At 38.7% G+C, this 22,781-nt stretch carries 26 protein-coding genes; 4 read left to right on the top strand and 22 right to left on the bottom strand.

All coding sequences use genetic code 11. From position 1 onward, the window contains the following. Positions 1-192 precede the first annotated feature (192 nt). Both QNH24_RS08075 and QNH24_RS08070 read right to left on the bottom strand, forming a co-directional pair. Entirely contained in the window at positions 193-954 is a 762-nt protein-coding gene (locus QNH24_RS08075) for a CPBP family intramembrane glutamic endopeptidase (RefSeq protein WP_283871554.1), read from the bottom strand. Next, complete coding sequence (locus QNH24_RS08070) at positions 951-1,628, bottom strand: TetR/AcrR family transcriptional regulator (RefSeq protein ID WP_283871553.1); 678 nt, start codon at positions 1,626-1,628, stop codon at positions 951-953. The genes QNH24_RS08075 and QNH24_RS08070 overlap by 4 nt, the downstream gene beginning before the upstream one ends. Before the next feature lie 207 nt (positions 1,629-1,835). Here QNH24_RS08070 and QNH24_RS08065 point away from each other — a divergent pair, with 207 nt between their 5' ends. The 3 genes from QNH24_RS08065 to QNH24_RS08055 are packed head-to-tail and all read left to right on the top strand — an operon-like array spanning position 1,836 to position 3,592. Further along, positions 1,836-2,156: a PadR family transcriptional regulator gene (locus tag QNH24_RS08065; protein ID WP_054770306.1), complete on the top strand. Its 321-nt coding sequence runs from the start codon at positions 1,836-1,838 to the stop codon at positions 2,154-2,156. After that, the gene (locus QNH24_RS08060) at positions 2,149-2,751 is read left to right on the top strand and encodes a DUF1700 domain-containing protein (protein ID WP_283871552.1); all 603 of its coding nucleotides are present in this window, start codon (positions 2,149-2,151) and stop codon (positions 2,749-2,751) included. The genes QNH24_RS08065 and QNH24_RS08060 overlap by 8 nt, the downstream gene beginning before the upstream one ends. A gap of 1 nt (position 2,752) precedes the next feature. Then, complete coding sequence (locus QNH24_RS08055) at positions 2,753-3,592, top strand: DUF4097 family beta strand repeat-containing protein (RefSeq protein ID WP_283871551.1); 840 nt, start codon at positions 2,753-2,755, stop codon at positions 3,590-3,592. Positions 3,593-3,632: 40 nt separating this feature from the next. Here the strand turns inward: QNH24_RS08055 and QNH24_RS08050 are convergent, their stop codons facing one another. From QNH24_RS08050 to QNH24_RS08025, 6 genes are read right to left on the bottom strand one after another with little or no spacing between them, the layout of a single operon-like run. Further along, positions 3,633-4,616 carry a biotin--[acetyl-CoA-carboxylase] ligase gene (locus QNH24_RS08050; RefSeq protein WP_283871550.1) on the bottom strand — a complete coding sequence of 328 codons (984 nt, stop codon included), beginning with the start codon at positions 4,614-4,616 and terminating at the stop codon, positions 3,633-3,635. Further along, a complete protein-coding gene (locus tag QNH24_RS08045) occupies positions 4,594-5,772 on the bottom strand; it encodes a CCA tRNA nucleotidyltransferase (RefSeq protein WP_283871549.1) in 1,179 nt (392 codons plus the stop codon). Before QNH24_RS08045 ends, QNH24_RS08050 begins: the two co-directional genes overlap by 23 nt. After that, the gene (gene bshA / locus QNH24_RS08040) at positions 5,759-6,904 is read right to left on the bottom strand and encodes an N-acetyl-alpha-D-glucosaminyl L-malate synthase BshA (RefSeq protein ID WP_054770305.1); all 1,146 of its coding nucleotides are present in this window, start codon (positions 6,902-6,904) and stop codon (positions 5,759-5,761) included. Before bshA ends, QNH24_RS08045 begins: the two co-directional genes overlap by 14 nt. 33 nt (positions 6,905-6,937) lie before the next feature. Next, positions 6,938-7,342 carry a methylglyoxal synthase gene (mgsA, locus tag QNH24_RS08035; protein WP_283871548.1) on the bottom strand — a complete coding sequence of 135 codons (405 nt, stop codon included), beginning with the start codon at positions 7,340-7,342 and terminating at the stop codon, positions 6,938-6,940. A gap of 19 nt (positions 7,343-7,361) precedes the next feature. Next, the gene (gene dapB, locus QNH24_RS08030) at positions 7,362-8,159 is read right to left on the bottom strand and encodes a 4-hydroxy-tetrahydrodipicolinate reductase (RefSeq protein ID WP_283871547.1); all 798 of its coding nucleotides are present in this window, start codon (positions 8,157-8,159) and stop codon (positions 7,362-7,364) included. Continuing rightward, positions 8,159-8,494, bottom strand: a complete 336-nt coding sequence (locus tag QNH24_RS08025; protein WP_283871546.1) for a nucleotide pyrophosphohydrolase — start codon at positions 8,492-8,494, stop codon at positions 8,159-8,161. The genes dapB and QNH24_RS08025 overlap by 1 nt, the downstream gene beginning before the upstream one ends. 114 nt (positions 8,495-8,608) lie before the next feature. On the opposite strand from QNH24_RS08025, the gene QNH24_RS08020 reads away from it, so the two are divergent. Then, positions 8,609-9,478, top strand: a complete 870-nt coding sequence (locus tag QNH24_RS08020) for a YitT family protein (RefSeq protein ID WP_283871545.1) — start codon at positions 8,609-8,611, stop codon at positions 9,476-9,478. Positions 9,479-9,616: 138 nt separating this feature from the next. On the opposite strand, the gene QNH24_RS08015 is transcribed toward QNH24_RS08020, so the two are convergent. The 14 genes from QNH24_RS08015 to aroC all read right to left on the bottom strand — a co-directional run bounded on the left by QNH24_RS08015 (position 9,617) and on the right by aroC (position 22,479). Beyond that, positions 9,617-10,291: a zinc metallopeptidase gene (locus QNH24_RS08015; protein WP_054770435.1), complete on the bottom strand. Its 675-nt coding sequence runs from the start codon at positions 10,289-10,291 to the stop codon at positions 9,617-9,619. Between the two features lie 60 nt (positions 10,292-10,351). After that, entirely contained in the window at positions 10,352-10,948 is a 597-nt protein-coding gene (gene lhaT, locus QNH24_RS08010) for a lipoprotein heptaprenylglyceryl N-acetyltransferase LhaT (protein ID WP_283871544.1), read from the bottom strand. A gap of 328 nt (positions 10,949-11,276) precedes the next feature. Beyond that, positions 11,277-12,071, bottom strand: a complete 795-nt coding sequence (locus QNH24_RS08005) for a menaquinol-cytochrome c reductase cytochrome b/c subunit (RefSeq protein WP_283871543.1) — start codon at positions 12,069-12,071, stop codon at positions 11,277-11,279. Positions 12,072-12,113: 42 nt separating this feature from the next. After that, complete coding sequence (gene qcrB, locus QNH24_RS08000) at positions 12,114-12,788, bottom strand: menaquinol-cytochrome c reductase cytochrome b subunit (RefSeq protein ID WP_054770303.1); 675 nt, start codon at positions 12,786-12,788, stop codon at positions 12,114-12,116. Positions 12,789-12,802: 14 nt separating this feature from the next. Then, complete coding sequence (locus tag QNH24_RS07995) at positions 12,803-13,309, bottom strand: Rieske (2Fe-2S) protein (RefSeq protein ID WP_283871542.1); 507 nt, start codon at positions 13,307-13,309, stop codon at positions 12,803-12,805. A 154-nt stretch (positions 13,310-13,463) separates the two neighbouring features. After that, positions 13,464-13,913, bottom strand: coding sequence for a DUF2487 family protein (locus QNH24_RS07990; protein ID WP_283871541.1), 450 nt, complete (start codon positions 13,911-13,913; stop codon positions 13,464-13,466). 404 nt (positions 13,914-14,317) lie between these two features. Next, a complete protein-coding gene (locus QNH24_RS07985; RefSeq protein WP_283871540.1) occupies positions 14,318-14,875 on the bottom strand; it encodes a ReoY family proteolytic degradation factor in 558 nt (185 codons plus the stop codon). A 14-nt stretch (positions 14,876-14,889) separates the two neighbouring features. Then, the gene (locus QNH24_RS07980; RefSeq protein WP_283871539.1) at positions 14,890-16,158 is read right to left on the bottom strand and encodes a tetratricopeptide repeat protein; all 1,269 of its coding nucleotides are present in this window, start codon (positions 16,156-16,158) and stop codon (positions 14,890-14,892) included. Between the two features lie 96 nt (positions 16,159-16,254). Then, the gene (aroA, locus tag QNH24_RS07975) at positions 16,255-17,541 is read right to left on the bottom strand and encodes a 3-phosphoshikimate 1-carboxyvinyltransferase (RefSeq protein WP_283871538.1); all 1,287 of its coding nucleotides are present in this window, start codon (positions 17,539-17,541) and stop codon (positions 16,255-16,257) included. 83 nt (positions 17,542-17,624) lie between these two features. Further along, complete coding sequence (locus tag QNH24_RS07970) at positions 17,625-18,722, bottom strand: prephenate dehydrogenase (protein WP_283871537.1); 1,098 nt, start codon at positions 18,720-18,722, stop codon at positions 17,625-17,627. Then, positions 18,719-19,819, bottom strand: coding sequence for a histidinol-phosphate transaminase (hisC, locus tag QNH24_RS07965; RefSeq protein ID WP_283871536.1), 1,101 nt, complete (start codon positions 19,817-19,819; stop codon positions 18,719-18,721). The genes QNH24_RS07970 and hisC overlap by 4 nt, the downstream gene beginning before the upstream one ends. Positions 19,820-19,837: 18 nt before the next feature. Next, positions 19,838-20,206 carry a chorismate mutase gene (aroH, locus tag QNH24_RS07960; RefSeq protein ID WP_283871535.1) on the bottom strand — a complete coding sequence of 123 codons (369 nt, stop codon included), beginning with the start codon at positions 20,204-20,206 and terminating at the stop codon, positions 19,838-19,840. Next, on the bottom strand, positions 20,203-21,294 hold the full coding sequence (gene aroB / locus QNH24_RS07955; RefSeq protein WP_283871534.1) for a 3-dehydroquinate synthase: 1,092 nt from the start codon (positions 21,292-21,294) through the stop codon (positions 20,203-20,205). Before aroB ends, aroH begins: the two co-directional genes overlap by 4 nt. A 3-nt stretch (positions 21,295-21,297) precedes the next feature. After that, positions 21,298-22,479, bottom strand: coding sequence for a chorismate synthase (gene aroC, locus QNH24_RS07950; protein WP_283871533.1), 1,182 nt, complete (start codon positions 22,477-22,479; stop codon positions 21,298-21,300). Positions 22,480-22,781: the final 302 nt, after the last annotated feature.

Below are 22,781 nucleotides of genomic sequence, written 5' to 3'. Positions count from 1 at the left end.
CGTATTCTGAATCAGGTTACATTTTTGAACGTTCGTTTTCTTCCGTCCCTGTCTCCAAAAGATCAAGGCAGATATTGATTAGAAATAGGTCTTACTTTTTGAAGGTGCCGTTCACAAAGGATACTGCCCTTCAGCACATACTATAACAGATTTTCCTACTAATCTTCAATTATTATTTTCTTATAATTACATTTACTTTGAGCTTACTATGGGAAAATTCTTTCGATAGGCTTCAAAAATGGCAAATAGAAGGAATGCCAATAAAAAGGTCCATAAGCCAGATGCCACATTTGTAACTGGAATAAAAACATCCCAAAGTGAATTAATGAAAGCATGGAAAATAATACAGAGAAAAATACTATTAGTGAAAAGATAAATAACGGTTAATAAAAAGGACAATGCCAAGGCTGTTAAAGTAAACCAAAGGAAGTTCATATTCATTTGATTAGAGCCCACGACAAACCATAATGGCAAATGCCAAATAGTCCAAATAGCACCTACCATAAATGTGCTGAGTAATGGAGACCATCTTTTTTGCAAAGTTGGCTGTAAAAAACCACGCCAGCCGATTTCCTCTAAACCCCCTCCAATGATCATAATTGGAAGTTCAATAAATGCTAGGTATAGTGGTTCTTCCATTACTGCTCCGCCCCAGAGAGTTGGTAAAAAGCAAGCGATAAATGCCAAGCCTATAACAAATATGTACCATGATAAAGGGTGTTTAGCATTTTTTATATTATGGACAAAAGAATGAAACTCTTCTTTCGTTGAATATTTCTTTTTCAACCAAATCTCACAAAAAGCTGGCGTGACACCGCCCAGAATAAATAATATCATTGAAACCGCACTGCCAAATTTCAGAAGATTTAGCTGTGTTAAAAGGGCTAAGCCACCCCAGATGAACCATGAAGTTGCAAAGGTTAGGACTAAAAATCTTCTTATCTCTACGCTCAATTCTTTGTCTCCCCTTCCTTAGAGCCTAGTAGTAATAACACAGATTTACACAGTGTATTCATCAATTTAATTTCATCAAACTGCATTTGATCAATCGGTAAAACGCCATAACATTTTTGCAATAAAACATCTCTAACAATACCATCAATTGAGGTAACCATAAAAATAGATAGGTCCTCAATCGAAATTGCTGGTTGAAAGCAGCCTGTAGATATTCCCTTACGTATGGCAATAATAAGATTCTGCATTAAATATTGGCCACTTTCATTCTCAGTAATGTTTGATAAAATTTTCTCTTGTCTTTTTGGATTGTTGGCAAATAAAATAGTGAGTTCAAATTGGAATTTTCCCACCGTCAATAGGTTTTCCTTTATATACTGCCCGAGAAAAGTAAATAATTGAATTATTGATGTTGTGGGGGAATCACTGGTATCCATTATTTCATCAATAAGATGTTTATAATCTGCGTTAGCATTAGCTTGGTTAATGACATCAACAAGTATTTCATCCAAATCTGAATAATAACGGTAGATCCCCCCTTGGCTTACTCCTGAAGCTTTAATAATATCTCTCATCGTAATATCGTAGAGTGGTTTCATTTTACAAACAGTTAAGGCAGAATCTAATATCTTCTTTTTCTTTTCCTGTACATATTCTTTGCTTACTTTTGGCACCTAATTGTCCTCCTTTTTCAAAAATGACACTAGTATCATTTTCAGAATACTTTAGCAACTATTCGAAGTCAAGAAATTAATGACAATAGTGTCATTAATTTTTTATAGAATTTGACAATTTAATGCTATACATCATATAATATCCCTATACTATATGATATATAATATAAACCCTTGTATAAGTAACCCATTGAGAGGTGAAAAAAAATGACATTTCAGCTTGGTTCAGCTTTGCTTGATGCTTGTGTGCTTGCTATTGTCGATAAAGAGGATGCATATGGCTATTTATTGACACAGCAAGTCCAGTCTGTGATGGATATTTCGGAATCAACGTTATATCCGGTGCTACGTCGATTACAAAAAGCAAACTACCTAACAACCTACGATCAGCCGTATCAAGGTAGAAATAGACGGTATTACCAAATTACTGAACAAGGTCGAATACGATTACTAGAGCTTTTAAAAGAATGGAAACTCTATAAGGAAAAGGTTGATTGTGTACTATTAGGAGGTAATGTAAATGGATAGAGTAAGCTATTTAAAAAAGCTTCGAGGAAAATTACGTCGGCTTCCTGCGCATGAATTAGATGCTGCACTTGCCTATTATGAAGAATACTTTGAAGAGGCTGGAGAGGAGAATGAACAAAAGGTTATTGTAGAACTCGGCTCCCCTTCACAAGTTGCCTCTCAAATATTAGCTGATTTTGCACTGAAAGATTTAGAGGCTTCTTCAGAAAAATCAGCTAAAAAGAATATGACAGCTATTTGGCTCATTATTCTAGCTATATTGTCTGCACCACTTTCTCTACCATTACTGGCAGCGGCTATTGCACTGATTTTTTCATTTGGTGCAGTGATTATCAGTTTTATCTTTGCAATTGGGGCTGGCATCATCAGTATTTTTTTCGGTGGATTTGCTGCACTTATTTCAGGCTTCTTTATTTTAACAGAGGATTGGCCCACTGCTTTACTCTTTATGGGTGTTGGCTTTATCGTAACAGGTTTGGGCGTTTTACTCTTTCCGATCGTCGCTCGTTTTATCAAGAAAATCGTCCTTATTTCAGTTGAAACATTGGGGAGATTATTCCACAAAATAATGAGAAAACAAAAAGGAGGTTTTTAAAATGACTTCCAAAAATACTCTTTTAGCAATGACAATGATTGCTTTTGGCATTTTATTAGCAGTAGTTGGCTATTTTTCAGGCGGTCGATGGTTACTTATCAAAGATGAGGATGGCCTACATGTACCAAGCAATAATACATTAGTTAGTCAATCACATGATTTGGATGCATTTACGAGTATAAATATAGTGAATGACTATGGCGATATTAGCATTATTGCAAATGATAGCAACTATAAGCTAGAAGCAAATGTACTTGAGCAACAAGATGTAACATATCATATTGAAAATGGAACTTTAACGATTGAAGCAAAAGCGAAGAAAAAGAATCGCATGCAATTTGGCTTTGCTAGCTTTTCTTCACCTTCTATCAAACTCTATCTCCCAGCAGATAAAAAACTAGATATGATTGTGATAGACAGTAAATTCGGAGATACAGCACTACAAGGACTACATTATCAACAGCTTAATCTTATTCAAGATTACGGTGATATTACATTTACGAATACGACAGGCGAGAAAACAGAGATTGCCCAGGACTTTGGTGATTTAACGCTCCAACAATATTCTAGTAACGGCATCAACATTGAAAGCAAGCACGGAGATATAAATATTGATGGAACTTTAAATGGTCAAACCACTATTACCTCTAGCTTTGGCGATGCAACGCTTCACTTACAAAATAAACAAAGTGATATTGGTTATGCATTAAAAACAAGCTTTGGTGATGTATCCATCAATGACGAAGAGCAAAGCGGAACAGTGACTCAATTAAACAAGGGTGATCATCAGTTGAATGTTTCCTTGTCGCACGGTGACTTAGATGTGTCTTTAAAAAAATGAAATTAAAATAAGCTGCAAGTAATGAACTTGCAGCTTATTTTTATATGATTTTTATATCGCCTGCATAGATTGTACGGATAGTTCCATCGTCTTGGGTAAGCTGTAGTACTCCATCTTCTGTAATTCCACTAGCAATGCCTTCAAAACGTTCACGTATCGTCGTAACCTCAATGTGTTGACCAATTGTGCAGGACATTTGCTCCCACAGCGCTTTTATACTTATAAAGCCCTCTTTGACATATAACTCTGTAAATTGCTCTAAGTACTGTAAGATTGTTGCAACAAGTGCAGCACGGTTGATCTCCTCACCCGCTTCTAAGCGTAGAGATGTTGCAATATTAGCTATATCTGGTGAAAAATCTGATGCCACCTGATTTGCATTAATGCCGATACCTACAAGTAGAGCTTGTACCATATCCGCCTCTGCCTGCATCTCCGTTAAAATACCAGTACATTTTTTCCCGTTAATCAGAAGATCATTTGGCCATTTAATAGCCGGTTCAATCTGTTTATATAATGTCTTAATTGCCATTGTCACGGCAACTGCCACGACAAGCGTATAGGAAGAAGCTTGCTGGGGTGTAACATCTGGCCTCACAATAATAGTCATCCAAATGCCAGTGCCATTTGCAGACTCCCACATACGAGCCATACGACCACGGCCAGCAGTTTGCTCTTCCCCAATTATAACTGTGCCTTGTGGTGCTCCCTCCTGTGCAAGCTTATGAGCAATTGTTTGTGTTGAATCTACTACATCAAAATAATGAATTTCCCGTCCAAACTGTTTTGTATTTAAAAAAAGCTCAATTTGGGTTGGACTTAAACTATTAGGTACTCCTGTCAGCACATAACCTTTTTTCTTAATTGTTTCAAATGTGTAGCCTTCCTCCTGCAGTGTCTGCATATGCTTCCAAATGGCTGTACGCGATACACCAAGAGAATCTGCCAGCTCCTGACCAGAAACCGCTTCACCGTCAGCTGCTAATATTCTTTTTAAAATTTCATCCTTCATGGAAATACTCATGCTCTATCCATTCCTTTATCTGTTGTCGGTCATTTTGTAGTTCGCCATTCACGACTGCTTCTAGCATCTTTTGTAATGCTTCCTTTACCCATGGCCCACCCTTTTTTCCAGACCATGTTAATAAGTCAGAACCGTTTACTACTAATTCCTTCTGATGTTTTATAGGAAGCTGAGCCTGTAATTCAGGTATACTTTGCTGTGGTATGTGAACGCTAAGTTCTCTAAGCTCTGCAACATAGCGAGCTGTTTCAAGTTCTTGCTGCGTAAACATCAAGTAATCCATATTGGACCAACCTCTTTTTAAGGCATCTAAAGCGGCTATCACGGCCTTGACAAAACCGATTTCCTTATTCGATAATCGATAGCTACGCAATACGTCTTGCCAGCATTCACCCTGTAACACCGCAAAATATGCCCAGCCTATTAGCCTATGATGAGCCTTAAAATCACACCACTGTTTAGCCTCAAAAGAACCTTGCAAATAATTGGCTAAACTACTTTGCTCAAGCATTAAAATACCCTTAAAAACATCTTTCCCTGTCCATATCTTATCAAGCTCTGCCTTTATACGTTCATTTGCAATCCAGGAAATATCAGCGGCCTTATTCTGAATTGCCTTCAATGTTGCAGACTCAATTTCAAAACCAAGCTGGGCTGAAAATCGTACCGCTCGAAGCATGCGTAATGCATCCTCAGTAAATCGAATCTGAGGATTACCTACAGCGCGTATAATACCAGCCTCAATATCCTGACGTCCGCCGTAAAAATCAACGAAAGAGCCATCGCGGCACATCGCAATGGCATTCATCGTAAAATCTCGACGCTGTAAATCATCCTGGAGTGAACGCACAAACTGCACTTCCTCAGGTCTACGGTGATCCGTATATTGTCCGTCGGTACGAAATGTCGTTACCTCTACAGAACCGGCAGGCACGATAACAAGCACCGTCCCATGCTGAATACCTATATCCGCCGTATGATTAAAGACGGACTTTACTTCTTCTGGCATGGCATTTGTCGCCACATCTACATCATGGGCAGGGCGACCGAGTATTGTATCTCGCACCGCGCCACCAACGATTACTGCTTCAAAGCCTGCGTTTTCTAATTGTTCTATAACTGAATAGGCTGCTTGCCATTCTTTATTGTTTTGCATGATTTCTTTCCGCAACCTTTTCGTACAATTTTTCATATTGCTCTACAATTTTAGCTGAGTGGAATTTTTCATCGACAGCACGGATAGCAGCTTCACGGAAACGTTGTAATTTACCTTCATCCTGTAATAAATTTACAGCGTACTCTGCTACAGCATCTGTATCCCCTAATTCCACTATATAACCATCCACATCATGTTCGATTACCTCAGGGATTCCACCAACATTTGAGCCAATACAAGGCACGCCACACGCCATTGCTTCCAATAATACCAAACCGAAAGATTCCTGCTGTGAAAGTAATAATTTTAGATCACTAATGGCATACAATTCAGCCAAGTTTTCCTGTTTCCCTAAAAACAAAACATCTTTTACATAAGGACTTTCCTTTACTTGGTCCATTACACGATGCTTTTCTGGTCCATCCCCTACTAATAATAATTTTGCCTTCATATTCGCACGTATTTTCATAAATGCATCCACAATATGCGGAAGATTCTTAATTTTACGGAAGTTAGAGACGTGAATAATGACTTTTTCATCATCTTGAATACCGAATTGTTCCTTTAAATTGCCTGAATTACGAGGGAAGTATTCACGCTCATCTACAAAGTTGTAAATCGTTTCAATAGGCTTTACCGTATCTATTAGTTCATAAGTTTGTTCCTTTAAAGCTTGGGATACTGTAGTGACAATATCAGATTTATCAATGCCATACTTTATCGCCTGTGACAGGGTGGAATCCTGCCCTAGCACCGATATATCAGTGCCATGTAAGGTTGTGACAATGCCAATGTCCCGCCCGCTCATTTCACGTGCTAATACCGCACATACTGCATGTGGAATAGCATAATGCACATGCAATACGTCCAGCTCTTCATCCTTAATGACATCAGCCATCTTACTTGCTAAAGCAATATCGTATGGAGAATATTGAAATACCGAATAGTTATTCACTTCTACTTCATGGAAAAAGACGGTTGGATAAATTTTATTCAATCGAAATGGTACGCTTGAGGTGATGAAATGAATTTCGTGTCCTCTCTCTGCAAGCATTTTTCCTAATTCTGTCGCAATGACACCAGAGCCTCCAACAGTTGGATAACAGGTAATGCCTATTTTTAGCTTTCTCATTCGATGATCATCCTTTCTAAATCGCGTCTTTTTTTAATTTCTTCTTTCTTGAATCAATCTCCAATCTACAAAGCCCTCTTGTAGGCCTTTAAGTAATATTTCTGCAGTTCCCATATTTGTTGCCAGTGGTACCTGGTAAACATCACAGAGACGGATAAGCGCAGAAACATCTGGCTCATGTGGTTGTGCTGTTAAAGGATCGCGGAAAAAAATAACCATATCCATATCATTATTGGCAATCATTGCGCCAATTTGTTGGTCTCCACCAAGTGGACCTGAACGAAAACGGGTAACCTCTAAACCTGTAGCCTCAATTACGCGCTGCCCTGTTGTACCAGTAGCATACAAATGGTGCTCATTTAAAATATCTTTGTAAGCAATAGCAAACTGTACTAAATTATCTTTTTTACGATCATGTGCGATTAGTGCGATTTTCATAAAGCGTCCATCCCCATCTTTAGATGATGTTTTCTAAACCATATACAAGTTGATCCATTTTCATGACCTCTTCTACGCAAAAGGCTATCCCTGACATAAAAGAATTACGATTTAAAGAATCATGGCGAATCGTTAATAACTGCCCATCCCCACCAAATAAAACTTGCTGGTGTGCTACTAGCCCTGGTAATCGGACGGAATGTATGCGCATCCCATCAAACTCTCCCCCTCTAGCACCAGCAATCGTTTCTTTTTCTTCAGGATGTCCTTGCCCTTTTGGTGCTCGAACCTCTTGAATCAATTGTGCCGTTTTAACAGCCGTCCCAGATGGTGCATCTAGCTTTTGATCGTGGTGCATTTCCATAATTTCTACATCCGGTAAGTATTTTGCCGCTTCCTTCGCGAATTTCATCATCAAAATAGCACCGATTGCAAAGTTCGGGGCAATAATACAGCCTAGCTCTTTTTCTTTTGCAATTGCGGATAATTCTTCTAGCTGTCTATCTGTAAAACCTGTTGTTCCTATGACAGGTCGTACATTTAAATGTAATGCTTCTTTTGTATGCTTATAGACGGCATGAGGGTTTGTTAAATCCACTAACACGTCTGGTGCTGTTGCTTCTACAAGATCATGCATTTCTGTAAATACAGGTACTGTATAGCTCGCTGGAAACATGTCTAAATCAGCTAATGTTTTTCCTACTTCCTTATAATCTAGTACAGCTACTAATTCCATTTTGTCATGTTTCATGACTGTATGTACAGCTTCAGCCCCCATTTTTCCCCTTGGTCCTGCAATTGCTACACGAATCGACATTATTCCTCATCCTTTCTAGTCCAGCGATCCTTATCTCTCGTTTCAAATTTATGTATGACGCGTAAAAGTGCTTCATCTAATTTAATGCCTTGTGCATTGGCAAAGCAAACTAACACAAAGAAAAAGTCCCCTAACTCTTCTTCAATGCTATTTGTTCCCTCTGTACTCTTTTTCTTTTTTTGTCCGTAAACATCTTGTACCTCTCGTGATAATTCACCAAGCTCCTCTGTTAATCGTGCCAATAATTCAAAGGGTGGGAAATAACCTTCCTTAAATTGTCCTATATAATCATCAACACGCTGCTGTAAAGCTTGCATTGTCACTTGTTCAGTCATTATAATCACACTCCTACATACCATCGTATAAAATTTACACCATTGTTGTCAAAAACAATAAAATGTCAGATAATAGATAGCACTACTTCATTTGTTGGAACTACAGGAGGACACATGCTAAAACAGATTAAAATTCGCAATATCATCGCAATTATGCTCGGAGCTGCTATTTTTAGCTTCGGCTTCGTCCACTTTAACATGCAAAATCAGCTTGGCGAAGGTGGTTTAAGTGGTATCACTCTTATACTTTATTTTACACTAGGCTGGGACCCTGCCTTAATGAATTTACTATTGAATATTCCTATGTTTATCATAGGCTATCGTTTACTTGGAAAAAAGTCATTTATTTATACACTTGTGGGAACTTTATCGGTATCCGTATTCCTTAAAATTTTCCAAAAATATCAATTCACAATTCATTTAGAGGACGATATGCTGCTTGTTGCTCTTTTTGCAGGTGTATTTGTCGGCCTAGGACTTGGCATTGTCTTTCGTTTTGGTGGTACGACTGGTGGTGTGGATATTTTAGCACGACTAGGTCATAAATACTTCGGCTGGAGCATGGGTAAAACAATGTTCATCTTTGATGCCATCGTTATTATTCTATCATGGCTAACTTTTTTAGATGCACGCTCTATGATGTATACGCTAGTTGCGGTGTTTGTTGGAGCTCGTGTCATTGATTTTGTTCAAGAAGGAGCTTATGCTGCGCGTGGAGCACTTATTATCTCTGAGAAATCAAGTACGATTGCTGAAATGATTGCACTACGAATGGAACGCGGTATCACGATTCTGGAGGGTCATGGTCATTTTACAAAGCAGCAAAAGGAAGTCATATATTGTGTGATTGGCCGAAATGAGGTAGTACGGTTGAAATCGATTATTCATGATGTAGATCCACATGCCTTTGTATCAATAATAGAAGTGCGTGATGTTGCAGGAGAGGGCTTTACTCTTGATGATCAAAAACAGCCCTTACATTAAACGAGCATGGACTTTTCATTAACACAAAGTCCCCCTTCAAAGAATTCAAACTGCTAGCTATCTGGCGAGCAGTTTTTTTCTTTGATAGATAAAAAACTTGCCATAGTGGCGATTTCACCACTACAACAAGCCTTTACATTAATCATCACTACGCATATTTGTAAAGATTAACACTAAACGTAATAATTCTAAGACAGCTACGGCTGCGGCTGCAACATATGTTAATGCCGCTGCACTTAACACTTTTCGTGCTGGTCGCTCTTCCTCATTTGTAATAATACCTAATGAATTCATTTGCACTAACGCGCGCTTAGATGCATCAAATTCAACGGGTAAGGTTACTAATTGGAAAACTACGCCTGCAGCTAGTAGGACGATACCTAACAACAAGAATTTCGGATTAGAAGCAAAAATACCAATCATTACAAATATCCAAGATGCATTGGATGAAATATTTGCTACTGGAACAAGCTTACTACGTAAAGTTAGCATGGAATAAGCTTCTTTATGTTGGATGGCGTGGCCTACCTCATGGGCAGCAACAGCAGCACCTGCAACACTCGCTTCATAAAAGTTACTTTCTGATAAAGCAACCGTTTTTGTTGCTGGATTATAATGGTCCGACAAAACCCCTTGCGTTGGAACAACTCGTACATCATATAAACCGTTCGCATCTAAAATCGCACGCGCTACCTCTGCACCTGTTTGTCCCTTCATTGTACGTTCTTTCGCAAACTTATTGTACGTGCCCTTGACCTTCATTTGAGCATATAGCGGCAGTAACAATATAATCGCAAAATAAACAATATACATGCCTGTTGACAATTTACTAACCCCTTTCTACCTCGATACTATAATTCTATAATCATTACCCTAATTCGGCAAATATTTGCGCCACCTTATTGAGAAAATAGCTAAAAATATACATGCAATTGATAACCAAAACGTAAAATAGCCAATATAGCTAGTATAATCTGCTAAGTCACGGTACATGGGCATCTGTCCAAAAACATAATCAATAACATCATTATGCAATGTCCAAACCGCTGCTACAGCGATATGCCAATATGTAAAAACATATTTCCCAATATAAAGAATTGCTTGAACAGCCATTGCAAAATGGGAGCCTACGAGCATCCATCCTTGCCAGCCAATCGAACCTGTTTCAATCAGTGTCCAAATATTCATAACGTCAGCCCATATCCCATATTTCACTAACGTAACTAGAGCAAGCACTTCCATCAATGGCCAACTTTTTCCCATAATCCAGACTATCAGGACAAAGCAAAAGAATAGGCTGGCAGTTGGGCTATCTGGCACAAAAATATAAAAAATGGGCTTTGTTATTGCTAGCTGCCAGCCATACCAATAATAGCCGTAGATTGTTCCAAGTAGATTAATAATGAGTAATACAACTAAAAATGATTTATGTGTAAGGAGATACCAGATATTTGCACGTGTAATTTGCATGTTTCACACTCCTTTATCTTGCGTCTTTACTAAGATGCCTTTTTTAACTGTAATTATGTATCCAATCGTCTTAATCGCACGCTTTTGTATTGAGGAGACCGTATTAATTCTAACAAAACGGTACAAACTAGCTCACACACTGTCAAGCTTCCAAATTCATTGATACAGAAGACAAATTTTGGGAGCTATAACATGGGATTCAGTACAAAGCTAAATGGATAAAATATTATTGTAATAAAATATATTTCACAGGAACTTTATTATAGCTGAAACAGTCTTATATAAAGCGAGAAAAAAGAGCCAGTTTCCTGACTCTTTTAAACTAAGCTTATTCTTTAGCTTTTAAGCTTGCAATAAATTCAGCTAATTGCTTCGCTTCTTCATCTGTACCAGCAAATGCACCAGGTGGCATATCACCACGACCATTGTGAATAATATCTTCAATTTCTTCAGCCGTTAGAGTATTACCAACTAATTTTGGAGCAGCTGGACCACCTTTTAAGTCAGCAGCATGACAACCAATACAAGATTTAGCTTGTTCACCAGTGTCACCATTCCAAATTGCAAAACCTGGTAGAGATTCATCAATATCAACTTTAACCTCTTCTACAATGGCACCCATAGCTTTTTGAGCTTCCCAGTCGTGGTTCACAACTGACTCCCAAGTTAAGTAGAACATAGCAGCCAAAGTTAATAACATAAACGCAGTCGGTAACGGACGTTTAGATGGACGACGTTCTGGGCCTTTATCTAAAAATGGCATTAATAATAGCGCTCCAAATGCAAGACCTGGAATTACAAGAGTCCCAATGATTTGGTATGGACCAGAAGCAAATGAGTATTTTAAAAGTTGATACATAGATAAGAAGTACCAGTCTGGTAGTGGTGTATATGCTCTAGTTGGATCAGCCGGCCCTTCAAGTGGCGATGGATGAGCAACTGTTAATAATAAGTAAGCAATTAAGAATACAGCACCAACCATCCATTCTTTTAGTAAGAAGTTTGGCCAGAAGGCTTCCGTCTTACCTGGATATTCGGAATAATCCTTTGGAACGTTCGGCATTCTATGATTCGCTTTAATACGAGAATCACCAACAAATTTCATTCCTTTTCCGCGATGCATTGTTTCCCCTCCTTTAAAAAATCATCGAACCGTCAAGAACTATTACAACGGCCCTGAAATTCCTTGACGACGAATCATGATAAAGTGTGCTGCAAGTAACCCAAACAATACTGCAGGTAAGAAGAATACATGAATCGCAAAGAATCGTGTTAACGTTTGAGCTCCAAGAATCGTTGAGTCACCCGCTAATAAGACTTTAATCATTCCCCCGATAAACGGTACAGATGCAGCAATTTCGATACCTACTTTTGTAGCGAATAATGCTTTCATATCCCAAGGTAATAAGTATCCTGTAAAGCCAAGACCCATCATTACACCAAAAATACCTACACCAACCATCCAGTTTAATTCACGAGGTTTCTTATAAGAACCTGTAAAGAATACACGAAGCGTATGTAAGAACATCATTACGATTACTAATGAAGCTCCCCAGTGGTGCATACCGCGTACGATTTCACCAAATGCTACTTCGTTTTGTAAATAATAAACTGACTTCCATGCATTCACTACGTCTGGTACATAGTACATTGTTAAAAACATACCAGATAGAATTTGTATAACTGTAATGAAGAACGTTAATCCACCAAAACAGTAAACGAATGCTGAAAAATGATGTGCAGGGTTTACGTGCTCAGGCACTTCGTGGTCGGCAATATCACGCCAAATCGGTGTAATATCTAAGCGTTCATCGACCCAATCATAAATTTTATTTAGCACTGTTTTGTACCCCCTTACTTAACTAGAGTGTTTGCTTTAGTTGGACCAAGCATTAAGTAACCATCTTTTTCTGATACTTCATATTCATCCAACGGACCTGTAGGTGGTGTTCCTGGAACGTTTTTACCATTTTTCTCGTAACGTCCAGCATGACAAGGACAGAAGAATTGATCTGGGTGTGCTGAATCTTGTGCCCAGTTCACCATACATCCTAAATGTTTACAAACAGGAGATAAGGCTATAATTTGGTCGCCCTCTTTGTAAACCCATGCCATATTTGTCACTTCTGATTTGTACCATGCATCAACTTGTTCGAATTTCAAATCAACTTTAACAGGTTCTTCAGTAATATCAGCGATTTTATGCTCCGTTTTTATGAAATTCCCACCACCATGATTTTGTAGCACTGGGTCAATCGCAAAGCGAACCATCGGCATCAGCATACCCGCCGCCATAAAGCCACCTACACCAGTTAGTGTATAGCTTAGGAATTGACGACGTGAAACTCGATTATTACTCATTTTTTTCCCCCCTCTAACTTAAAGGTCAGTCCAACGGACATACTTTTACAAATAGTAATACTAGGACATATCTATGATATATCAAGTCCATAGCTTGGTCAATATAGCATTCTGTGGAAAGCTGGAGAATGTGAACATTTATTGAAACAAATTGTTAAATCTGTGCCCATTTGGTCGAAAGAGTCGGAATCACTTGTCGTAGTTGATCCTCGAGAATAGAGTTTTTCACACCTTTATCCATGCTTTCTAATGGAATCGCTGGTAGCCAAATAACATTTACTACATCTCCAATATTTGTCCAAAAATGGTCACAAGTAATGAAGAACACATGCTTAAAACCAGCATTATGTAATTGTGATTCTAATTGCTGAGGCATTTCTTCGTTTTTCAAAATTGTACTGTACGAAAATGGTGGCAACAATAATAAACGACCTTTAAATTGTTGCTCAACAAAAGACGTCAGCGATAACAAAAAATCTGCTTCTGCTCCACTCTGTTTTATTTTTTCAGAAGTTAAATCGATGGATACGAGTGGGACAATTGCTGTATCGATAAATTCCTTCTGCGCCATAAACGATGTCACATCGTTCGCATTAAAATACATTCATTTAAACCTCCTTATCTTACCAACATCAATTTCGTCTTGGCGTAATTGCGTCCGGATTTTGAATTATGCCTGCATAATTCATTCCTTTGAAAATCCGTGACATCCGCCGGAGGCTTTACCTTCATTCAGCAGGTGGTTGGACACCCACTGAAAAGAAACCAAAACCGCATTCTCTCACCACCTATAGAGGCGGGAATCTTCTGTATCTGCCGCTGCCGCTACGCTTTCACACATAAAACATCTGCCGCTATGCTTTCGATACAAAAAACATTTGCTGAATGAAGATAAAAATGCCCTTTTCCACTCTTTAAATAGGATAGCCAATAAAAAGTGAAAACAATCATTCACTAATTATGTTACCATATCAAGGTGGATAAAGGACATTCAATTTTTAACTATTACTATTGTAAATTAGCCGTTTCCTTTAAAGCTTGTAACAAATTTGACAATTCATAAAAGCGCTCTTCATCTCCCTGATCGAGGGCTTCATCAATTTGTGCGAGTAATTTTTCTTCTTGGAATACGAGTAAGCTGTTGGAAAGCAGCTCTTCTGCCAGTAAACGGTCTTTTTCACTAACAATCAGTGTTTCTGGCATATAAGGGTTTTCTTCAAGAACTGCTAAGTATTGTGCACTTGGTGGTGTATTCGGAAAATTCAATTGTATATACATATCTTCATGTTCATGTAAGCGTAAATCATGAAAGGATTTCTCAGCATCTGCTGTCATTACATTGCCTTTATAAAAACGAAATGGCACACCCGTTGAGTCAACAGTCGACATCACCATTGCTCTTGGGCAATAATGTGCTTCTTCAACAAATCGGATTCGCTTTAAAAGTTCATCATTACTTAAAAGGTAATTTAAAATCCATACACACTCACGACGTTTCAATTGATAATTTTTTAAAAACCATCGAACAAATGCTTTTTTATCGACAACTGATACAGAAGCAGTCATACCCACTCCCTCCTTTACTCAAATTCTAAGGATTCTAACTTCTCTTGCCACTCTGTTTCACCTGGTTGAATAGCTATTAACTGACCGAGTACTTCCTTCGCTTCTGAACGCTTTCCTTCCTCTAATAAGAAATAAACATATTTTTCTAAAAATGCTGCGTCTTCCTTAAAATCATTATATGCCAAACTGTAAAATTCGTATGCACGGTCGTACAATTCTAAATTTTCATATGCCTCTGCAGCAAACGGATATAAAGCGCTCCATTCAAAATCATTTTGCTGCAATGTTTCAAATAATTCGATGACATCTTCGAAACGTTCTTGATGTGCCAAAATAGAGATTAAGGCTAATACTGCCTCCATGTATTCAGGATCTAATGCAATTGCCTCACGTAAATACTGTTCTGCCTCAGCTGGTAGTCCATTTTTTAGTGCCATTTTGCCTGCAAATAAATATAAAGTTTTATCATATTCGTCACGCTTTAAACCTTCAAGAATGGCGCTATACGCTTTTTTATTATCCTCTGTCATGGCATAGCTCTCGGCAAGTAATAAATAGGCAGAGAAATAATCCGGATCTAATTCTTTTAACTCTTCCAATTGTTTAATCGCCATTTCATATTTTTGTGATTGGAATGCAGAATAGGCTGCACCAAATAAAATATCTGGCTTTACTTCATCCTCAAGAGCTGCTAAATAATAATCTAAAGCTGTTTCATAGGCAGCTCCAGCTCGATATACCTCAGCAAGGCGTTCAAGAAGATTTACACCTGCAAATTCGCCTTGTTGTTCATTTAACTCTTCATATAGTCTGGCAGCCTCTAAAAAACGGCCTGTTTCAAATAATAATTCTGCTTTAGCAAAATGCAATAAAGGCTCATCTGGTAAAATAGCTAACGCCTCATTGATACGCTTTTCCGCCACCTCAAACAGTCCTTGCATTTGGTAATAATCCGCTAAAACTACTAAAGCTTGCGGATATTCTGGTGAGGTCTCCTCAATTTCTAATAATAAATCTAATGCATCATCCTCATCACCAAGCTCCATTAAGACATTTGCACGATCGATTTTTAACTGTGCCTCATCTGGGAATAAAAATTGCAAATGCTCCAGTACACGGTCAGCTTCTTTCATATACCCGTACTGCATAAAAACCTCAGCTAGTGCATAAATTTCCTCGGGTAGCTCCTTCATTAAAAAAGATTCCAGTAGCTGATCAATTAATGCTAAGTCCCCTTGTTCAAGTGCTTGCATCATTTCAGTCATCGCATTGTTCACAGTCATTCACCTATTCTTTCATTGATATCTTTATGCTACAAAACATTTTCTTTCGAAACAAGAAAAAACTCCCCAATTACTTGGGAAGTCTTTCATCATTTTTTACTTTACAGACTCAATATGTTCAAAAAATGTTGGATAAGACACTGCGATACAATCAGCGTCGTCTAATGTAACTGCTCCATTTGTTATAAGTGCTGCTATAGCGCCCATCATACCGATACGATGATCCCCATATGTTTGAAGGCTAGCACCTTGTAATGGTGTTGGTCCTTCAATTATCATACCATCTTCTGTAGCTTCAATTTTTGCACCAAGTTTTCTCAATTCATCTACAACAGCCGCTATTCGGTCTGTTTCCTTGACTTTTAGCTCCTCAGCATCCTTAATGACAGTTTTGCCATCTGCCTGAGTGGCTAATAAAGCAAGAATCGGAATTTCATCGATAAGTCGAGGAATAATCTCCCCCTCAATTGTAGTGGCTTTTAATGATGAGGTTTCTATTGTAATGGTTGCAGTCGGCTCTGACTGACTATCTTCATTTGGAATCACTGTCATTGATGCACCCATATTTTGAAGAACTTCAATGATACCGTCGCGTGTCGGATTAATTCCAACATTTTCAAGCGTAATCTTACTATTATGACAGATAGCACCAGCCACTAAGAAAAAGGCTGCTGACGAAATATCACCGGGTACAGACACATGTGTTCCCGTCAGTGTTTGATCTCCTTCAAATGATATGACACCATCCATTACATCAATTTCTGCTCCAAATTGACGGAGCATACGTTCAGTATGATCTCGGGAAATTTCCGTTTCTCGTACGATCGTAGTACCTGCTGCACGTAAGCCTGCCAGTAAAACAGCAGATTTCACTTGTGCACTAGCAACAGGCATATGATAATCAATCGCCTGTAATGATGTCCCCTGGATAGCTAATGGGGTGTATTGACCATTGGCTCTTCCTGTAATGCGTGCGCCCATTTGACGTAAAGGATCGATAACACGGCGCATTGGTCTCTTGCCGATTGACGCATCCCCTGTCATCACTGAATGGACATTGGAACCAGCTAGGATTCCTAACATTAGGCGTGTCGTTGTCCCTGAGTTACCTGTATATAAAATCTCTGTAGGCTCTTGCCATCCATCGATTCCTGGACTGTCTATGGAGACAGAAGTGCCTTCCACATCTATTTTTACACCGAGTTTTCGGAAGCAATCAATTGTACTTAAACAATCCTCTCCTAATAAAAAGCCATCTACTGTCGTTTTACCTGTAGCAATTGCTCCAAACATAACAGAACGGTGAGAAACAGATTTGTCACCAGGGATCGTTAAAGTTCCTTGCAAGGTAGGTTTATTATATTGTAATACTTTTTCACTCATTGTTTTTTCCTCCAATATGAAGATAGAAAGCGCCGTAATTCGACGCTTTCTTGTAAACATGCATTTCCCTTACTAAGAAACGCCTATGAAATATATGTTTCAAATTTTGCACGTTTTTGGATGCATGCTGCAGCACGTTCCCGGTCACTTTCATTTTGTAAACTTATCACAAGAATCCCGAAAACATCCTCCCGTGACTCTACGATACGTAAATTCGTAATACTAATCGCTTCCTCTGCAAGCAGGCCTGTGACTTCAGAAATGACTCCTGGATAGTCAGGAACATCAACATATAAGTCAAATGATGTAAACATTGCGCCTGCACTTATCGGTAATTCGTCTCTAAGCTCTTTCGCTACTGCAAAATAGCTTTCAATATCCTTCGAACTTCCGTGTAAGAGGAGCTCCTTCACACGCCCCATTTCCTTTTCCCAGCCCTCTAGCTGTGCAATGAGTTCATCACGGTTTTGTAATGTAATATCTCGCCATAAAATCGGATTGGATGAGGCAATACGTGTTACATCACGGAAGCCCCCTGCTGCAAGTGAACGTGTCATCGGATATTCCCCATTTTCACCGCCTAATTGATGCACAAGAGAAGCAGCTACTACATGTGGAAAGTGACTAACAACAGCTGTCATATGATCATGCTCACGCGCTGAAACACTGACTACTTTTGCATGTGTGAATTTTAATAAACTTTCAAGTTGTGCCATATTGATAATTTCTTCACCAGCTAGCGGTGTAAGCATATAATAAGCATTTTCAAAAAGATGAGCTTTCGCAGCTAATACGCCACTTTTATGAGAGCCTGCCATCGGATGACCTCCAATAAAGGTAATGCCTAGCTCCCGTAATTCCCCAGCCTTTTGCATAATCATTTTTTTTGTACTTCCTGTATCTGTTACAATAACTTTTTTCTTTAATGGCCATGTTTTTAATTGTTCCATCCACTCTAGCGTTGCATTAACGGGTGTGCCAAAAATAATGACATCTATGTCGGCAGCTACTGATTTGGGATCTACTACAATATCATGAACGATATTTAACGTTTGAGCATGCTCACGTGTTTTAGCATCCATATCATAGCCAATAATTTTTGTTTCCGGTGCCTTCTGTAATGCCAAAGCAATTGAGCCTCCAATTAGGCCAAGCCCAATAACGAGTACTTTGCGTGTCATGCAAAAACCCCTTGCTCTTTAAGTACACTCTCAAGGTGATTGAGTAACGCTTCATTTTGAGACTCTGTTCCAATTGTTACACGGATAAATCCAGGTAAGCCTAAAGCCTTTCCACTTCGGACAATAAAGCCTCGTTTCATTAGCTCTTGGAATACAACATCACTATCAGCATTGATATTAAAGAAAATAAAGTTTGTATCAGTAGGGAAGTATTTTAAATTATGTTTTTCACAGAAATCAATATATTGTTTTTTACCTTTTTCATTTGCATCACGGCATGCCTGGATATAGTCTTGATCACTTAAAGCGATTGCCGCCACCGCTTGGCTTAAAATAGTATTGTTAAATGGCGCTCTTACCGGGTCAAGCTTAGCAATGACATCTGGTTGTCCAATCGCATAGCCAACCCGAAATGAAGCTAGACCATATGCTTTTGAGAATGTGCGCAATAATAGTACATTTGGATACTCATTAATTAATGGTAGCGTATCTTTGTGTCCAGGATGTGTCACATATTCGATATAAGCTTCATCTAATACGACAAGGACATCATTTGGTACCTTTGCAAGAAAAGCACGTAAGTCTGTATCCGGAATAACAACACCTGTTGGATTATTTGGACTACACACCCAAACAATCGATGTTTGCTCATCAATTGCCGCTGCCATTGCATCTAAATCATGTGCACCTTCCATACATGGAATTTTTCGTACTTCTGCACCTTCTATTTCAGCATTATGCCAGTATTGAGAGAAGGATGGGTCAGCCATAACTGAATTTACCCCTGGATACAACAAAGCACGTGTAATAATAGCAATGATATCGTCAGAGCCGTTACCAAAAAGAAGCTGTGTTTCTTTCACACCTAGAAAATTCGCAACAGCCGTACGTAAATTTTGTGCATAGCCATCTGGATAGAGTGCATGATTCACTGCATTATTTTGTAAATAAGCTGTCACCTTAGGTGAGCATCCAAACGGATTTTCATTCGATGCTAATTTAATGACTTCCTTTAAGCCATATTCCCGTTGTACTTCTTCAATTGGTTTCCCTGGCTTATATGCTTGCATACCGTCCAATTGTTGTTTCCATTTCATCTCAAACATCTCCTCTACTTATTTAGCTTGGGTTAAATCTGGTCTTAATTTCACTGCATCATTCAGATACAGGTGCTTCACATCTTTTTGTGCTACTTCTACCTCTGCATGAATTAATACACGAATACATAATGGTAATGCATTTGGTACATCCATTTCATGTGTGCACATAACAGGGACATATTGCCACCCATCCATTAATCGTACAGCACGAGCTGGAAATGCAGACGTAATATCAGGTGTTGTGGAAATAAGAATTGAAGCGATATCATCCACCTCTACATGATTTGCTGCTACTACCTCTCGCACTAATCTTGCTGTCTCATCCCATACAAGCTCCGGCTTGTCAGATTCAATTGTAATTGCTCCTCTAAGTCCACGAATCATACAAGCACCTCCGCTAATAGCTGTCGAAATTCTGCATCTACCTCTTTGCACTCTACTAGATCAATCGGCTGTATAAATGGTTTACCAATTTTATCCAATAAAACAAATTGCAATATTCCATACTCTGCTTTTTTATCTTTCATTAAATACTCTGTTAATTGTTCAAAAGTATAATTATTGACAGCTTCAAATGGATAGCCATTCTTCACTGCAAAATGTAAAAATGATTTCGTAAATTGACGATCCAGCTCACCATATCGCTCACTTAATAATAAGCAATAGACAAGCCCAATCATAACTGCTTCACCATGCGCAACTTTCCCATAACCCGCTGCTGCTTCAATGGCATGTCCATACGTATGACCTAAGTTTAAAAACTTTCGTACAGATTGTTCTGTTTCATCTTCTGCAACAATTTGCGCCTTCACTTCAATACCCTTTCGTAGCTGTATTGCTAATTCTTCTGTACTAAAATGAATGACGGTATCTGCTGCCATTAACTCCTCTAACCATGCTGCATTCGAAATCATGGCATGCTTTATCACTTCTGCAGTCCCCGAACGTACCTCACGTTCAGGTAAACTCTCAATAAATACAGTATCGTAAATAACTCCCTCAGGTTGATAAAATGCACCAATCATATTCTTTCCTAGAGGATGATTGATAGCTGTTTTACCACCTACTGCTGAGTCATGTGCCAAAATCGTTGTTGGAATTTGAATAAATGGTACTCCACGCATAAATGTAGCAGCAACAAAGCCAGTTAAATCTCCCACTGCACCTCCACCAAATGCAAAAACAAAGGATTTGCGAGAGCATTTTTTTTGTAATAAAAACGTCTGTGCTGCATTGTATTGTTCAAAGGTTTTGCATGCCTCACCACTTGGTAAGATAAATACCTCAAACTCATATGGAAAATTTGCCTTGAAATAATCTCCTTGAGCTGCCCATACATTGACATCTGTAAAAACAATGAGTTTATCAGCTTTTTGAAGCTTATCCTCAAATGATTTTACTGCATTCGCTAAAAAATTATGGCCAAGAACAACCTCATATTGATGTGATTTCGTTGCTACTGGTACTCGCATACATCAGAACCCCTTTGTATAACGACGTTGTTCTTCGATTTGAGCTTTTAGTTGTGGTAATTGATCACCATGGAATTGCTCCAAAATTGCATTGGCAATTTCCCAGGCAATAACGTGCTCTGCTACAACCGATGCTGCTGGTACTGCACAGCTATCTGAGCGCTCTACACTTGCTTTAAACGGCTCTTTTGTTTCAATATCAACGCTTTGCAAAGGTTTATATAATGTAGGAATTGGCTTCATAACACCACGTACTACAATTGGCATGCCAGTAGACATGCCGCCTTCTAAGCCACCAAGGCGATTCGTAGCACGACTATAGCCTTGTTCTTCAGACCAAATAATCTCATCATGTACTTCAGAACCTTTGCGACGTGCCATTTCAAAGCCAATTCCAAATTCAACGCCTTTAAATGCATTAATAGACAGCATTGCGGCTGCTAACTTGGCATCAAGCTTACGATCATAATGCACATAGGATCCAACACCTGCTGGCATTCCTTCAACGATGACCTCTACAATACCACCAATTGAATCACCAGCTTTTTTCGCTTCATCAATCGCCTCTACCATTTTGGCAGAAGCCTTCGGATCTACACAGTAGCATGGGTCTGCTTCAACAATTGCACGAATTTCATCAGCAGATTTCCCCTCTACTAATGAAGTATCTGCCTTAATACCAATAATTTCCGTTACATGAGACACAATAGAGATGCCTAATTCATTTAATAAAGCTTTAGCCACTGAACCTACAGCTACACGAACAGTTGTCTCACGTGCAGAGGAACGTTCTAGCACATTCCTTAAATCACGATGTCCATATTTCATGCCTCCTACTAAGTCAGCATGTCCTGGGCGTGGGCGTGAAATTTGACGTTTGATGTCTTCCGGGTTCACATCTTCTGCTAATGGCTCTGCTCCCATAATTTTAGTCCAATGCTTCCAGTCATCATTTGTGACTACGAGTGCTACGGGAGAACCAAGTGTTTGTCCGTGACGAACACCAGCAACTATTTCCACTGTATCTGTTTCAATTTGCATACGTCGACCGCGACCATGTCCTCCTTGGCGACGCTTTAAATCATGGTTAATTTTTTCTGCTGTAATGGGCAAGAGTGATGGTAATCCCTCAATAATTGTTGTTAATTGGGGGCCGTGTGACTCTCCCGCTGTTAAGTAACGCATAAACGCTTTCTCCCTTCAACTCGCTAAAGTATGTATTTTTCACTATAACATATATTCTCTAAAAAAACAGTCCTTTTGCAAATGTCTTTCGGTCTCTCGTTCATTGTTTACAAATTTCAAATTATCCTATCAACATTTGAATGTAAATCAATTATACCCAGACCGAAAAATACTATTTTAAATGCGAATATTCTGAACGATTAACATACATCACAATTAAACTTCATCTATATAATAATTATTCTCGAAGCTATTCTTGTGATTTTTCATTCGCTCATCTATTAAAATAAAAAATACGCCCT

The sequence above is a fragment of the Lysinibacillus pakistanensis genome (genome assembly GCF_030123245.1).
GTDB lineage: Bacteria > Bacillota > Bacilli > Bacillales_A > Planococcaceae > Lysinibacillus > Lysinibacillus pakistanensis.
Note: the sequence above shows the minus strand (reverse complement) of the source record. Positions and strands in the feature narration are given on the sequence as shown.